The 14433-nt window shown below is 42.3% G+C and carries 12 protein-coding genes; 7 read left to right on the top strand and 5 right to left on the bottom strand.

Annotated features, from left to right (window positions below; translation table 11 throughout):
* Window positions 1–91: 91 nt before the first annotated feature.
* Window positions 92–1912 carry an acyl-CoA dehydrogenase C-terminal domain-containing protein gene (locus tag VLA57_RS06935; protein WP_333954701.1) on the bottom strand — a complete coding sequence of 607 codons (1821 nt, stop codon included), beginning with the start codon at window positions 1910–1912 and terminating at the stop codon, window positions 92–94.
* Window positions 1913–2319: 407 nt separating this feature from the next.
* Here VLA57_RS06935 and VLA57_RS06930 point away from each other — a divergent pair, with 407 nt between their 5' ends.
* Complete coding sequence (locus VLA57_RS06930; protein WP_201550472.1) at window positions 2320–3447, top strand: FUSC family protein; 1128 nt, start codon at window positions 2320–2322, stop codon at window positions 3445–3447.
* A 233-nt stretch (window positions 3448–3680) separates the two neighbouring features.
* Here the strand turns inward: VLA57_RS06930 and aroE are convergent, their stop codons facing one another.
* On the bottom strand, window positions 3681–4547 hold the full coding sequence (gene aroE, locus VLA57_RS06925) for a shikimate dehydrogenase (RefSeq protein ID WP_333954700.1): 867 nt from the start codon (window positions 4545–4547) through the stop codon (window positions 3681–3683).
* A 427-nt stretch (window positions 4548–4974) separates the two neighbouring features.
* Between aroE and VLA57_RS06920 the strand changes: the two genes are divergently transcribed.
* Together VLA57_RS06920 and VLA57_RS06915 are read left to right on the top strand one after the other, a co-directional pair.
* Entirely contained in the window at window positions 4975–5640 is a 666-nt protein-coding gene (locus tag VLA57_RS06920) for a hypothetical protein (RefSeq protein ID WP_201530540.1), read from the top strand.
* A gap of 3 nt (window positions 5641–5643) precedes the next feature.
* Complete coding sequence (locus VLA57_RS06915) at window positions 5644–6636, top strand: aminotransferase class IV (RefSeq protein ID WP_333954699.1); 993 nt, start codon at window positions 5644–5646, stop codon at window positions 6634–6636.
* 11 nt (window positions 6637–6647) lie between these two features.
* Here VLA57_RS06915 and VLA57_RS06910 read toward each other — a convergent pair whose 3' ends face one another.
* The gene (locus VLA57_RS06910) at window positions 6648–6839 is read right to left on the bottom strand and encodes a DpnD/PcfM family protein (RefSeq protein ID WP_262880843.1); all 192 of its coding nucleotides are present in this window, start codon (window positions 6837–6839) and stop codon (window positions 6648–6650) included.
* 291 nt (window positions 6840–7130) lie between these two features.
* On the opposite strand from VLA57_RS06910, the gene VLA57_RS06905 reads away from it, so the two are divergent.
* Window positions 7131–7697, top strand: coding sequence for a hypothetical protein (locus VLA57_RS06905; RefSeq protein ID WP_149408996.1), 567 nt, complete (start codon window positions 7131–7133; stop codon window positions 7695–7697).
* Between the two features lie 59 nt (window positions 7698–7756).
* A complete protein-coding gene (locus tag VLA57_RS06900; RefSeq protein ID WP_149408995.1) occupies window positions 7757–8251 on the top strand; it encodes a hypothetical protein in 495 nt (164 codons plus the stop codon).
* Here VLA57_RS06900 and VLA57_RS06895 read toward each other — a convergent pair.
* The gene (locus tag VLA57_RS06895; protein WP_201550478.1) at window positions 8248–9012 is read right to left on the bottom strand and encodes a DpnI domain-containing protein; all 765 of its coding nucleotides are present in this window, start codon (window positions 9010–9012) and stop codon (window positions 8248–8250) included. The two genes, VLA57_RS06900 and VLA57_RS06895, sit on opposite strands and share 4 nt — an antisense overlap.
* Before the next feature lie 169 nt (window positions 9013–9181).
* Between VLA57_RS06895 and mltG the strand changes: the two genes are divergently transcribed.
* Both mltG and tmk read left to right on the top strand, forming a co-directional pair.
* A complete protein-coding gene (gene mltG, locus VLA57_RS06890) occupies window positions 9182–10465 on the top strand; it encodes an endolytic transglycosylase MltG (RefSeq protein ID WP_333954698.1) in 1284 nt (427 codons plus the stop codon).
* A gap of 111 nt (window positions 10466–10576) precedes the next feature.
* A complete protein-coding gene (tmk, locus tag VLA57_RS06885) occupies window positions 10577–11254 on the top strand; it encodes a dTMP kinase (RefSeq protein WP_333954697.1) in 678 nt (225 codons plus the stop codon).
* 137 nt (window positions 11255–11391) lie between these two features.
* Here tmk and VLA57_RS06880 read toward each other — a convergent pair whose 3' ends face one another.
* Window positions 11392–13686 carry a cation:proton antiporter gene (locus VLA57_RS06880; protein WP_333954696.1) on the bottom strand — a complete coding sequence of 765 codons (2295 nt, stop codon included), beginning with the start codon at window positions 13684–13686 and terminating at the stop codon, window positions 11392–11394.
* Window positions 13687–14433 lie beyond the last annotated feature (747 nt).

Raw genomic sequence — 14433 nt, 5'->3', positions numbered from 1 at the left:
TTACTTGCTAATACAGTATAAAAAAAGCGCCTAGTTATTCAACTAAGCGCTTTTTTATTTATAACAGTCTTAGACTAGCTTTTAATCAATCCTAGTCTAAGAAAGCAAAGTTATCAATGTCCATTGCTGTCATGCTGCTGCTTGGTGCAACCATGCCTTCGGCGTGACCTGAAGTACGTGGTAACAGCTTATCAAAATAGAATTCTGCCGTTTGGATTTTGGCTTTGTAGAACTCTGGTGATTCTGTACCGCCATTTTCAAGCTTGTCATAAGCAACCGCTGCCATACGTGCCCAGTGGTAGCCCATCATCACATAACCTGAGTACATTAAGAAATCATCAGATGCTGCTGAGATGATTTCACGGTCTTTACGTGCCATCAGCATCAAGCGTACAGTCAGAGTGTTCCACTCAGCACACAGCTTAGTCAATGCCCAAACAAACTTGCGCATGTCTTTGTCTAAGGCATACTCGCCACACCATTTCATGATGCTTGAGGTATAGTCGCGAATGATTTTACCTTTAGACTGCAAGATAACTTTACGACCTAATAGATCCAATGCTTGGATACCGGTCGTACCTTCGTACATGGTTGCGATACGAGCATCACGAGCGATCAGCTCCATGCCCCATTCTTTGATATAGCCGTGACCGCCATAGACTTGCTGACCGTGTTTTGCCGCTTCAATACCAAGCTCAGTTAAGAAGCCTTTTAAGATTGGTGTATAGAAGCCAAGCTTATCATCCCACTTTTCAAACTCTGCGTCGTCACCATTGGCAATGCCTTGTGACATTTTATCTGCATAGCGAGCTGAATGATAAATCATCGATCGACCGCCTTCAGCAAAGGCTTTTTGGGTCAACAGCATACGACGTACATCAGCATGATGGATAATCGCGTCCGCTACTTTTTCAGGATCTTTGATGCCTGATAAAGTACGCATTGAGCGACGATCTTTGGCGTATGGTAGGGCGTTTTGGAATGACAATTCAGTGTGCGCCAGACCTTGGATACCAGTACCAATACGGGCCGTGTTCATAAAGGTGAACATGGCTTTTAGACCTTTGTTCGGCTCACCAATCAAGTAACCAACCGCATCATCAAAGTTCAAGACACAAGTAGCTGATGAGCTGATGCCCATTTTGTGTTCAATCGAACCACAGCTCACGCCATTACGCTCGCCGATTTCACCTTCCGCATTTGGTAAGAATTTCGGTACGATAAATAGTGAGATACCGCGCGTGCCTTCTGGTGCATCTGGGAGGCGTGCTAGAACGATATGTACGATATTTTCTGTTAAATCATGCTCACCGCTTGAGATAAAAATCTTAGTACCGCTAAGCTTATAACTTCCGTCTTCTTGTGGAATCGCCTTAGACTTAACTTGACCCAAATCCGTACCACATTGTGGCTCAGTCAGACACATAGTGCCTGCCCAAGAGCCTTCAACCAATTTATGGAGATAGGTTTCTTTTTGCTCATCCGTACCATATTGCATGATGGTATTAATACAACCGGTCGATAGCCCAGGATACATCGCCCACGGCCAGTTCGCCGTGCCCATCATCTCAGACTTAATAAGATTGATGGACATAGGTAGGTTCATACCACCGAATTTCTCAGGGTAAGAGATACCTTGCCAGCCGCCGTCTACAAACTGATCGTATGCTTCTTTAAAGCCTTTAGGGGTAGTGACAATACCATTCTCAAAATGACAGCCTTCTGCATCAGCTGGCTGGTACAAAGGTGCTAATACATTTTCAGCGAAGTCAGCAAAGCCTTGTAAAATCATATCGACCGTTTCAGGATCTGCATTTTCGCCATTGTCCAAATCTTTATAATGCGTTTGGTAGTCAAATACGTCATTAATTAAAAACTTGATATCACGTAAAGGTGCTTTGTAAGTTAACATAGTCGTTCTCTTTAGTTGTTCGCTATCATAGACGGTTGACTTAGTTTTTAAGCCAGAGTTTATGGAAACGATTTTAATTATTTGGAATAAAAACAGAGAATATCTTGAGTCAATGGGTGGATATGTTAAGGCTAGCTTGTCTATTTTGGAAACTGTTAAGTTATCCTTGATAAAAAACAGTCGTTACGCATTGATGCAGTATAAATCTTATATAGCGACAAATATATAACTAATAACTAATATTCATAGTTTATTAGTATAATTAAAACATTAAGTTATTATTGTGTCAATGAGCTTTTTAACCTCATATTTTGCTAAGCCATTATCTATTATAAGAATAACCGTATGATCAAGGCGAACGGTAAGCCCATTATTCTAATGCATTTACGATATAAGGAAGGCCTTGTATGAGCGCACCAAAGTCCAAGGCAAAGCGGGTGTCTTGGCTGACACTATTATTGACTCGCCTGAAGTTTTTGATAGATGGTGAGCTTGCTCATTTGCTCACCGTCAATCAAAGCAAGAGACCATGGCATATGCCCATTATCGCTGCCATTACCATCAGTTTCCCCGTATTTGTGGGCGCTTACTTTGAGGCTTTGCCATCAGGTATCAAAGCGTCTTTGGGGGCAATGGTCATCTTGAATTTACCTTTAATAGGCAAGCTGCCTTATCGTTTAGTGACTTTAATGGCATGGGGCTTTGCCATGTCGTTATGCTTTGCATTCGGCTTGGCAGCACAGCAAGTGCCTATTCTTAGGCTGCCAGTGTTTATGCTGATAGCCTTTGGTGTGGTTATGTTTGGACGTTATTATCGCCAGCCGCCGCCAGCTGGCTTGTTTGTGATGATGGCTGGGGCGCTAGCATTATTTATACCACTGCCATTAGAGAAAATCATGTCAGCCACTGGGCTTGTGATGCTGGGCAGTGGCTTTGCCTTAATCATGGGGTTGCTGTATTCACTATTTTTATTAGCGACGCGTCCTGCTACGCCGACACCAACTTATAGCTATGAGCCTGATACCATCAGTGAAAGCATTATTGTCGCAGGTTTTGTCAGTTTAGCGCTCTTGATCCCCTTAATGCTAAATATGTCTAATCCGTACTGGGCAGCGGTTAGCTGTTTTCTGATCATTCAGGGTATCCACTTACGGACGATGTGGATTAAGCAACTACATCGTTTACTAGGGACATTGGTAGGCGCGGGTCTGGCGAGTTGGATGCTATCTTGGGGGCTGTCGATATGGGGTATCGCTATTTCAATATTGGTTATGATGCTTTGTATTGAATCCTTGGTAGATCGTCATTATGGACTAGCCGTTGTATTTATCACACCACTGACGATATTCATTGCAGAATATGGCAGTGGGTTGCCGCTTACGTCAGCGGTCTATCAAGAGGTCACGCACACACGCTTGTTGGATACACTACTTGGCTGTATGGTTGGTCTTGGTGGCGGGGTTGTCATGCATTCAACGAATTTGCGTGTACCGCTGCGCCGTATAGAAAAATGGCTGCTGACACGATTTGGCTAGGGCGTGTCCTCATTTCAAAAATGGTGATAAAAATGAGATAAATTGCAGTCAAACAAGGAAAATAGCGCAGATAATATCGGGATATTAACCAGCTATTTAACGATGTTTGGCAAAATTTAGCCATTTTTAGCCCGTTTAGATATGATCAATTGAATTGAGGACACGCCCTAGTATAAAAACGTAGATCGTTTTTGTCATTTAGATAGGTGGTAGCTGCACTCGTGCACCGTTTATTATGTTGATACGTTTTCTAATGCGGCAGTCGTTTGCGCAACATCAATAGCGCGTCCTGTCCAACGCTCAAAACTTAACGCCGCTTGCCCGATCAGCATGCCGTAACCATCCGATGTCTGAGCACCACGGATAGAAAAATGTTGTAAAAATGGCAGCTCACGTCCATACATCATATCGTAAGCATATTGGCAGTTTAGCGTATCGGCTAATGGCAAGGCTTCACCTGATAGTCCGATGGATGTGGCATTGACAATGATATCAAAGTCACCACTTAAATCAGCCGTCGCATAGGTCTGAATACTATGTTGATTTATCTTTTCGCTTGCGGTGCTAAGTTCATCGACTAAAATTTCTGCCTTACTCACTGTACGATTGGCGATGGTCAGCGTTTCAATACCAGCCTCTATCAGTGGCAATACCACGCCGCGCGCTGCACCGCCTGCGCCAATGATTGCCACGCGTGCACCATTCAATGGCCAGCCTAAACGCTGCATATGATTGACCAATCCTTGACCATCAGTATTGTCACCAAATAACGCCTCTACGGGTGATACACCTTTTGCCAATAGTGCTTTATCTAACAATAAAGTATTGACCGCGCCAGCCACTTTGGCATGTTCAGATAAGCCGCCTCGTGCTGCACAGCATTCATATGCGATCTGTTTAAAAGGCACAGTTACATTAGCGCCCACGCCGCCACCGTGAAAAAACGCTTCTACCACTGCCGTAAAACTTGCCGCATCATCTGGACAATATTGTCGTTGATAACAGATATCAAGCCCTGCTTGCGTACCAAATAACGTATGGATTTCAGGAGATTTGCTATGGGCAATCGGATTACCAATAACAATAAAATGCTGGGTCATAAAGGCTCCACTGGCGGTACAGGGCATAAGTAAGGGTGATAGAGTAAGGGTATCAAAGCTCACTTATCATAAGGGATAACGCGCCGTTTGACAAACCTGAAGCTATTGATATAACTAGCTGAGTCGGGGTAAATTTTTATGACGTTAGCATCTTAACAAATCTGTACTCTCTGCGAGTGTTATCCGTAAGGTAAAGGGTGGTCAAGCGCTAAGCAGTTGGGTAAACTAGAGAGCATGAAAAAGTAACCATATTATTTTTCCCTGTGCTTTTTAATGTGATTTATAGAATATTTAAACAGAAAAAGCGTATGTATAGAATTCAGTGATAGCAAGATTTCAATAACAGACACTATTCATTATCAGCGGCATACCTAGCTGCTTGTTAATACCATTTTCAGAACTATCTTAAAGTGTGAGTAAGTTGCCCATGTGGAATAACACCCTACAGACCCTTATGGTCAGTACGATAATGGCAGTTGGCGTATCGTTAAGCGCCTGTGATAACAATAAAAGCAGCAAAGTATCAACAGAGGAGGTAAGTGCGGATAAGCAGACCGTCTCCGATACACCAAAACCAAAAGACCCTGCGCCAAATGCTGATTTAGATGGTGCAACGGCGCAAGAAGGCACCCCAGTCAAATATGATGTCGCGTCATGGGGTCCTAAGAAAGTCGAGCCGCTTCGTGTCGATCAACTAGACGATATCAAATCAACACTTGGTAAAGTGGTCAGCACCGATGAAAATAGCTTGGATTATGCCAGTAATCCTGCGTCCAAATACCGTTTTATGAATACCGAAGCACCTTATTTAGATCTTATCGATTCTGAAAAATATCTCGAGCTTGGCTGGTACTTTGCCAATCCTACCGACTCGGATAAAGAAAAAGAGCTGAGTCAAGGTCATGCCAAAAAATCCTATCAACTTGCCCGTCAATTAATGGGTGATGAGGGCGGTAAGCTGGTGGCTGATATGCTAAACGGTCAAATTATCAAAAATAAAGTCATCGGTGGGCAAAAAGTAGAGCTGGCAAAATGTGAGTTCTATAGCTGTATGCTGGTCATCAATAAGTCTGCTAGCCAAAAAAATCAGTAAGCCATGCAGCCATCAAATAGCTGGGTCTGTTTATCTGCATTAGACAAGCAGACCACAGCCAGTACCGCCTCATTAGACAATCGCGGATTGGCATACGCCGATGGTTTTTTTACCACCATGGGCGTTATCAATGGGCAGATACTGTGGGCGGAGTATCATCATCAGCGTCTCATCTCTCATGCGACTGCCTTGCAGCTTGATTTAGATAGTCATGCGATACTAACGATACTAAAAACGTATGCTACGCAGCTACAACAAGGTATGCTAAAGCTTATTATCACACGCGCCGCGCAAGATATCCGTGGTTATGGCTATGTGCCAAGTGAGTGCGGTAGCGCATGTGAGATTTGGCTAAAATCCTTAGCGATGAAGATTAGCACTACTGAGCCATTGCCGTTAGCTGATGGTATTTTTGTTCCGATGCAGCCTATGAGCACTGCTGTTTGTTTATCTTCGCAAATCGCTTGTCTGCCGCCGTCTCTTGCTGGACTAAAAAGTCTAAATCGTCTTGATAATGTGTTAGCGAGTGCGGAGTTGCAGGCTATCAAAGCTCGTTCATTAAACTCTAATGGCTCGCAAGATATTGGTGAGGGCTTGTTACGTGATATGACTGGGTGCTGGGTTGAGGGCACGATGAGCAATATGTTTTATCAATTATCTGATTACCGACTGGTAGAGTCGCCATCTTCAGAGATGATAAATACGGCTAATGATGATAAAGATAGTGCTGATAAAAACAAGGCTGTTAAAGGCAAAGCAAATTATTTAACCCAAGGTCAATGGTATACGTCATCAATGGCACAATCGGGCGTCGCTGGCGTGATGCGGCAAGTAATCATTGATGAGTTATCTACGACGAAATATCCAGTTGTTGTGCGGTCATTACAAGATAAGGATTTGCTACATTTAAGCCAGCTTTTCTTTTGCAATGCGCTGCGCGGTATTATGCCAATGACCAGTCTGACGTTACTGTCGGGTGAGGTGGTGGGTTTTTAATCTGTTTCATCCTAATCAAAAATATTAAATTTGGTGTCAATAAAGTCGTCAGGATACAAAACAACTTCTTCATTGCGATACATATCTTGCGCTTTTAACAGTGCTTCTTGCTCGTTCTCTGCATTAACTTCCACGATATTACTCAATGTTTCAACAACCTCTATCTGAAAAACTCTCTTTAATTTCTTATCTATTTTCATCATTACTATTCCCGATATACGCTTATCAAAATTTCTTTAGTATTTATATCCGCTATAGTCAAAATACTCTAAAAACGCTACGGTGCTGCGAGTATAAATTTTTTGCAGCCTCTGTCTGCGTAGGCACAGCAAGCAAGAAAAATTGATACCCGCAGTACATAATGTGTCGATATTACTTTTCACTGACTATAGGTTAGCAAAGGTGCTTAAAAAGAAGTGATCGTCTTTTGTTACGTAGACTTGTGCGATAAGGAAAATCGATCAATGATAGTGTTTTGATAAGGAGAGAAATCAATGGACTACGTCTACGAAGATGAACGTATACCTTTACAAATCCGTCGACTGTTAATTTTTGATGAGATTTGCAAATTAGCAAAAAAACAACCTGATGAAATTATTCACTTATCAAGATTCACGGAATTATCGCTCGGTGTTATGTATTTGAAAGACTTTAAAAAGTTTATTGCGTTTGGCGGTGTGTTTGAGTACGCAGAAACAAGAGAGGAAGTTATCGAGCAACGTATTAGAGTTTTTCCTAACGACGAACCAGTCACGCGTGCACTAACAGTCAATTTGAAACAGTTTACTCAGCCCGCGCGCACAGCTATCCAGCTGGTTTGGTATTGGAATAACTATGTTAAAAATAGAATGCACGCTTACGTCGATTATCGTGAAGAAGTGTTTTTTCGGATTAATGATGAAATTGACTCAGACTACCCACCGCATAAGTTTCATGACCGTCTCGTTGCAACGGCACGTTTACCTTTATGGGACGATAGAGAGGAATTAATTGCAGATGTATACCGTGATAATAAAGGGCAACCGAGACCTGAACGCTTTAATGAGAAACGCTTAATATAATTTAAAATACGTAGAAATTGATCGTACCTTATTAAATATTATTGAACAGGAGATAACAAATGCGCACTGCCTATGAAGAAAAACGTATCCCACTACAAATCCGCCGATTAATGCTATTTAGTGAAATATGTCGTAAAGCAAAAAAATATCCTGATGAAGTCGTTCACTTAGCTGGTTATTCAAAGATAGCATTCAATATTGTTTACTCTAAGAAAGATAAAAAATATACAGCATTTGGTGGGGTATTTAAGTATGCACATATACGCCAAGAAGTCATAGAGCAAGGCGTAGACAAGCTACCTCATGATGAACCTGTGATGTGTGCGCTTACCGTAAAAAGACAAGCTTTTACCAAGGCTTCTCGTACGCCATTAGGACTATTAATAGGCTGGAATAAACAGGTAAAAAACAAATCCTCTAAATGTATTAAAGACAATATGGACACTTTTTTTAAAGTAAATGATGAGTTGGAAATGGATTATCCTCCGCACAAATTCTATGAACGATTGGTAGCAAGCGCTTATTTGCCACTTTGGGATGATAATCAAACTTAGTATACTTTTCGATAATGACCACGCTGAACAAACTCAATAATGCCTCTATCGCGTAGTACTTGTAATTGCTGACGGATTTTATCTTTAATGTGGTTGTTTTCAGGATATTTGAGTTTTAATAAGTCAGCAAATGCATAAACCTGATTGAGAGAGAAATTAGCCTCTAGCTTATCAATACATTGCAGTACATCTAGTGTCCAGCCGCGTGAGGCGATAGATTGTGTACGTAAAAACAAGGTTTTTTGAAATTGCTCAGTGACATTATCTCGTGGTATGACTTGCTGGTCTTTGACTAAAAATACTTTTCCTGATTCGGGCACTTTACGCAAGTCAATATTACAGCCAACCCAGCCCGCACGTTTGGCAGTGACTGATAATGGCTTACGTTTTATGATCATATCGGGTTTAAAAAAATGCTTGGGAATGATTAAGAAGTTGTTGACGCTCAATGCTTGAGAATAGGTCAAAAAGAAAAAGCTGGGATTATTGTCACTGTTGATACGTTCAATCATGGTGTCATAAGCGCCATCATTAATAATGTTACTTAATTTTGCCTTCTTACTTTTTAGTTCGTATTCTTCTTTACAGTTTGCACAATAAAAATCAGCGACAGGTTTGCCGTTCGTAAATGCAGCCAATGGTTCGGCATTACAATTAGGACAATAACTTTGGTTGGCGACCCAATCTTCACTTAATATTCTAATGATTTGACTGGGAGATTTATAGTCTGCAGCGAGATTTTGATTAAAATTAAGGTTCATAGCCCGTTTTCTTATTAAAGGAAAGATTTGAAGTGATAAATAAGCGATATGAGTATTAAGCCATATAAATGAGCTTAAACGCTAAGTTAATGGATAAGCTAAGCAAATCCCATTGAAAAATAAGCGGTTCAATGCTAAATTCTAGCAAACTTCTGCCTCGCGAGTGACCATGAGCACGCCAACTCCTGAAACGCCTCCTGAACGTCCTAATGATACGCTATCGAATGACCAAAAAGGCACTGTTGATGAACGTGTCGACGGGGCACCTTTGAATTCAAAACCAGTTGATGAGACAGGTGTAGAGGAAGTTCCGCCTACAGATGTCTCGCTCATAAGCGGTAATAATAAACCACGTCATTATAAAGCCGACAATCCTTCATTCTTTATGCAGCGTGGTTATCAAGTGTTGTTGGTACTTGGGTTAATTGCTGCATTTTTCTTAGTCATGGTTTATCAGACCTTATTTGGTCGGATTGAACAGCCGCAGCAAATGGTGACGATTGAAAAGGGTCAGACCTATTACGGGTTGCTACCGCAGTGGCAACAGGAAATTCCGCTATTTTCTGCCACGATTGCCAAGCTTTACATGAAAACGCAAGTCGATGGTCCATTGCACGCAGGTATTTACCAATTACCGGAAAACCCTACCATTGCTGAAGCGCTACACGTGCTTGGGCAAGGGGTAAAAGCGGCGATGGTTAAAGTACAAATTATCGAGGGCAAAACCTCAAAAGATTTGTATCAGGCGCTACGTGATAACAAAGGCATCAAAAAAGAAGTGCTGACTGCTGACAGTACGAATGCTAGCATCGCAGAAGCATTAGATTTGGTTGGCATATTGCCGGATGCAGTTGCCAATAGTAATGATCCTATCGTCAATCACAATCTTGAGGGCTGGTTTGCTCCTGATACCTATTATTATGGGGAAGGCACTACCGATAAGAAGGTATTGACCGACTTGTACAAACGCCAACAGCAAGCGCTGACCAAGGCATGGGAAAACCGTGCGCCAAATCTCCCTTATCAGACTCCTTATGAGGCACTGGTAATGGCATCTATTATCGAAAAAGAAACCAGTGTGGCAGCAGAGCGTCCTTTGGTCTCAGCCGTCTTTAATAATCGCTTGAACAAAAGCATGCGTATGCAGACGGATCCTACCATTATCTATGGTATGGGCAGCCGCTATGAAGGCAATATTCGCCGTAAAGACATCGATGAAAAAACAGGCTATAACACCTATCAAATCGATGGTTTGCCGCCGACACCCATTGCACTGCCGTCAGCGGCTTCTATCGAAGCAACCTTACATCCTGCCGATAGCGCAGCGCTATATTTTGTGGCGACAGGCAATGGCGGGCATAAATTTACCAATAGCCTAGCTGAGCACAATCAAGCAGTTAAAGAGTATCTCGGTGTCATGCGTGAGAAGAAAGCTCAAACGCCGCAGCAGTAACACTATTTTATGTTGTTATTTATATTGCTTTAAAAAACCATCATTTATTGAGCATTATCGTTATAAAAATAAAAGTAATGATAACGCTCAACAATGACATAAGGTCATATCATGTCAGCATCCATACAAGCGCCGTTTTCTCAAACCACCACTACGCCCACTCAAGGGCGTTTTATTAGTTTTGAGGGCACTGAAGGCGTTGGTAAAACCACGGCGATTGAGCAACTATGTGTACGTCTGCAAGCGCATGGCATTGATTATCTGCGCACCCGCGAGCCGGGTGGTAGTCCGTTTGCTGAACGCTTGCGCGAGATATTGTTAGACCCGAATACCGCTATCAATGATGATACAGAGTTGCTACTCATGTTTGCTGCGCGCTGTGATCATATGCAGCAAGTCATTTTGCCAGCGCTGCAACGTGGTACATGGGTAATATGTGACCGCTTTACCGACTCGACGGTTGCTTATCAAGGCTTTGGACGTGCAGATGGCGATGCGATTGTCCGTGCCAAAATTGACATGCTTATCGAGCAGTTTGTGGTGCAGTTACCCGAGCTTACACTGTGGCTAGATCTACCAGTATTAGAAGGCATGGCACGTGCTAATAAACGCAGTGCCGCTGACCGCTTTGAGCAGCAAGCGACGGAATTTTTTACCAGAGTACATCAAGGTTTTAGTGTCCTTGCTAGCGAGCAGCCTGAACGTATCCAGCGTATTGATGCCTCAGGCAGCGCTAATGAGGTCAGCGCACGAATATGGCAGACGATCGAAGAGAAGTTGGATATTTAATAGACATTTTCATAAAGAAATAAGCTTGCTCCAATAGAAAGCCCCAACTAACTAGTTGGGGCTTTGTTCATTGATAGGCATTTAATAAACACTATTTAAGCGTTGTTTATTTAGGTTTTATCTATATGACCAGTATCTCAATCATTTTTACCTATATCTTTATTTAATATAACTTCAGCAGTATTACTCTTGGCCGCCTTATCTTGGCCTGAGTCCGGTAGACGGTTGGGGTCTAGAGAGCCGTTTTTATTTTTAGGCGCACTGCCATTACCGTTACCACTGTTTTTATTACTGCTGGCTGTTTTCGGTATTATTGGCGTATTGGGATTCGCAGGCAATACTTCGGGATTGACCTGACTAGTACTGGCAGATTCAGCGGTTGCTATTTTTTCGTTAGCTCCTTCATGATTTAATGCTGTTGGCATGGTTGAAGATGGATTAGACGCTAAGCTAGCATCAGCTGACACATCGTTAGGTAGATTTTGTTCAGCGTCTTTGTCGTTATCTATCAAAGATGCTTCCTCTACCTCACTATCATCGTCCGCCAGCTCTATTTCTTGGCGTTTTTCAGGCGCTTTAGAGTCGGACTCAAAGCTTGCGTCAGCTACAGCGCGTGCTTGCTCTTGCTTTGGTGTCACATCGACCGGTTTTGGCTGTACGTCATCATCGACGACCAATGAAACAAGCTTGCGATCACGCGGCACCGTACCATCGAATTTGTCAGTAATTACATGTAGCTTGCCTTCTTTATCGACCGTATAAAGCGGTACAAATTGCTTATTATCGGCTTTATATTGCTCAAAGCTATAGCTGTCGGTGATATTGGTGATTTTGATACGAGCTTTCTTGGACAGCATACTGGCAAGCTTGGTATAGGTCACATCTTTGCCAAATAGCCACTGCGAATGGAAGTTTCCTTGCTTGTCATCGCGCTCACTTTTGACTTTTTCATCGCTAAACTTTAAGCGGTACAGTTTGCGCTCACCGAACTCATGACGATAGTGAATCTCGGATAAAGTGTTCAGCTCTTTATCCATACTCATGGCAAATAAACGTCCGATACCGATGAGATCCAAATGATGGTCAGCGTGGTCAGAGACAGGATTGCCAAAGTAAGTACGCAAGCCACTCATGCGCGCGCTAGCGATGTTGGTATAGTTATTATGAGCAACGATGACATCAAAGCCCTGATCCTTTAGCGAGGTAGCGACTAACAAGGCGACAGGGTTTGAGCCAACGACCAAGATACCGTTGGTTTCAGGCTCACGAACACCCAAAAAGTTCCCTACCATTTTTGCGCCCAAACCCTGAATCATCACCGTACCAATAATGACCAAAAATACCAAAGGCACTAGTAGCTCAACCCCTTGAATATCATACTCTTGTAAACGAATGGCAAAGAGTGATGAGATGGCAGCAGCAACGATACCGCGCGGACCAATCCAGCTGATCATCAGTTTTTCTTTGGTCTTTAGGTTAGAGCCGATAGATGATACCCAAACCGATAAGGGGCGGGCGACAAACATTACAATCGCTAGTAGCACGAGACCTGCAAAGCCGACGCTCAATAAGCTTTCCAGCTCAACACGCGCTGCAAGAATAATAAATAAGACCGACACCAATAAGATGGTAAGCGATTCATTAAACTCTAAAATCGTATCACGCGGGAATTTTGGCCAATTAGCCAGCGCAACCCCAAGTACAGTCACCGTCAATAAACCGGATTCATGTTCCAGATGGTTGGAGATTGAAAACAACACCAGTACAAAAGCAAGGGTAAAAACATTGCGTAAAAATTCAGGAATCATATGGCGACGCATCAAAAATGCTAATGCCCACGCGCCAGCTAGCCCCATTGCCACTGCCAATACCACAATCTTAGCAAACAGCAAAATACTACTGGCTTCACCACCTGAGATAATATATTCATAGACCAATACCACCGCAATCGCGCCGATAGGGTCGATAATGATACCTTCCCATTTTAAGATATTAGAGATGGTTTTATTGGGTCGTACACTGCGCAGTAACGGCATAATGACCGTTGGACCAGTCACGCAGACCAATGCCCCAAACAATAAGGCAATAATAGGGTCGATATCAAAGAGCAAGTACGTCGACAGCGACACGATAGCGATAGTGATTAGCACACCGACGGAAACCAGCATCTGTACTACAGAGCCGTGTTGTTTAATCTCTTCAAACTCTAAGGTCAGCGATCCTTCAAATAAGATAATCGCTACGCCTAGTGAGATAAAGGGAAACATCAGTTCGCCGAGTACTAAGTCAGGATCGAAAACCCCTAATACTGGACCAACTATAATACCAATCAGTAATAAAAACAAAATGGACGGTTGCTTTAAATACCAAGCCAACCATTGGGCGGCAATGCCAATCCCAACCACGCCGGATAACAATAGGGCGGTATCCATAAATTAATCCTTTTATAATAATATAGTCATGCTGTAGAGCGATTCGAGGCTATAGCATTTAGCATAGACGGTTTTTTAGTTCATGATTCATTCATATCATTATCAAAAATCGCTATCGACAGTTACCGCAAGAGTCACAGCATGAGTCATGTATACTATATAGTAGCAAACACAGAATAATAGCAAAGATGAATACGCTTCTAGATAAAGTCGCGGAGCTTTAGAATATAAGATCTAATAGCCAGAAGCGCAAAAGAGAGAAGATACGGTAAAATAATAGCCAATTTAAACAATGAAACATTAATAAGTTTCAGCGCTAACTTTTGTTTGTTTTAAATGTGTTTTACTGGTTATCATAACATGATTTTATTTTATATAACTGAGTGCTCACTGTCACCCAAAGTGTTAGAAGACTCTTAAAAAGACAGACAGCATAAGTCATTTTGGCGATGAACTAGCGACTGAGTGCTGCAACGATGTTGTTCACTGGCTATGGTTGATCAGTGGTTTTAATAGCTAGCATGATAGCTCGATGAAGTCCTTAAGTGACGTCGCAAGTCATAATCGTATTCAGATGATTCTGAGTTTGCAGTGTGTGGTTTAGCGTATAGTGTAATTAGCATATTCAAGTTAACTTACCGTATTGAGATAGATGCTCAATAGGTGACAAACTAAGCTGCAGTCAGTAAAAATACTCTATAAACTAAGATAAAAGTACTCTTTATTAATCATGAATTAAAATGCCAA

The organism is Psychrobacter sp. S4(2024) (assembly GCF_036861305.1).
GTDB classification, from domain to species: domain Bacteria; phylum Pseudomonadota; class Gammaproteobacteria; order Pseudomonadales; family Moraxellaceae; genus Psychrobacter; species Psychrobacter cryohalolentis.
This window is presented reverse-complemented; position numbering and strand designations above follow the sequence as displayed.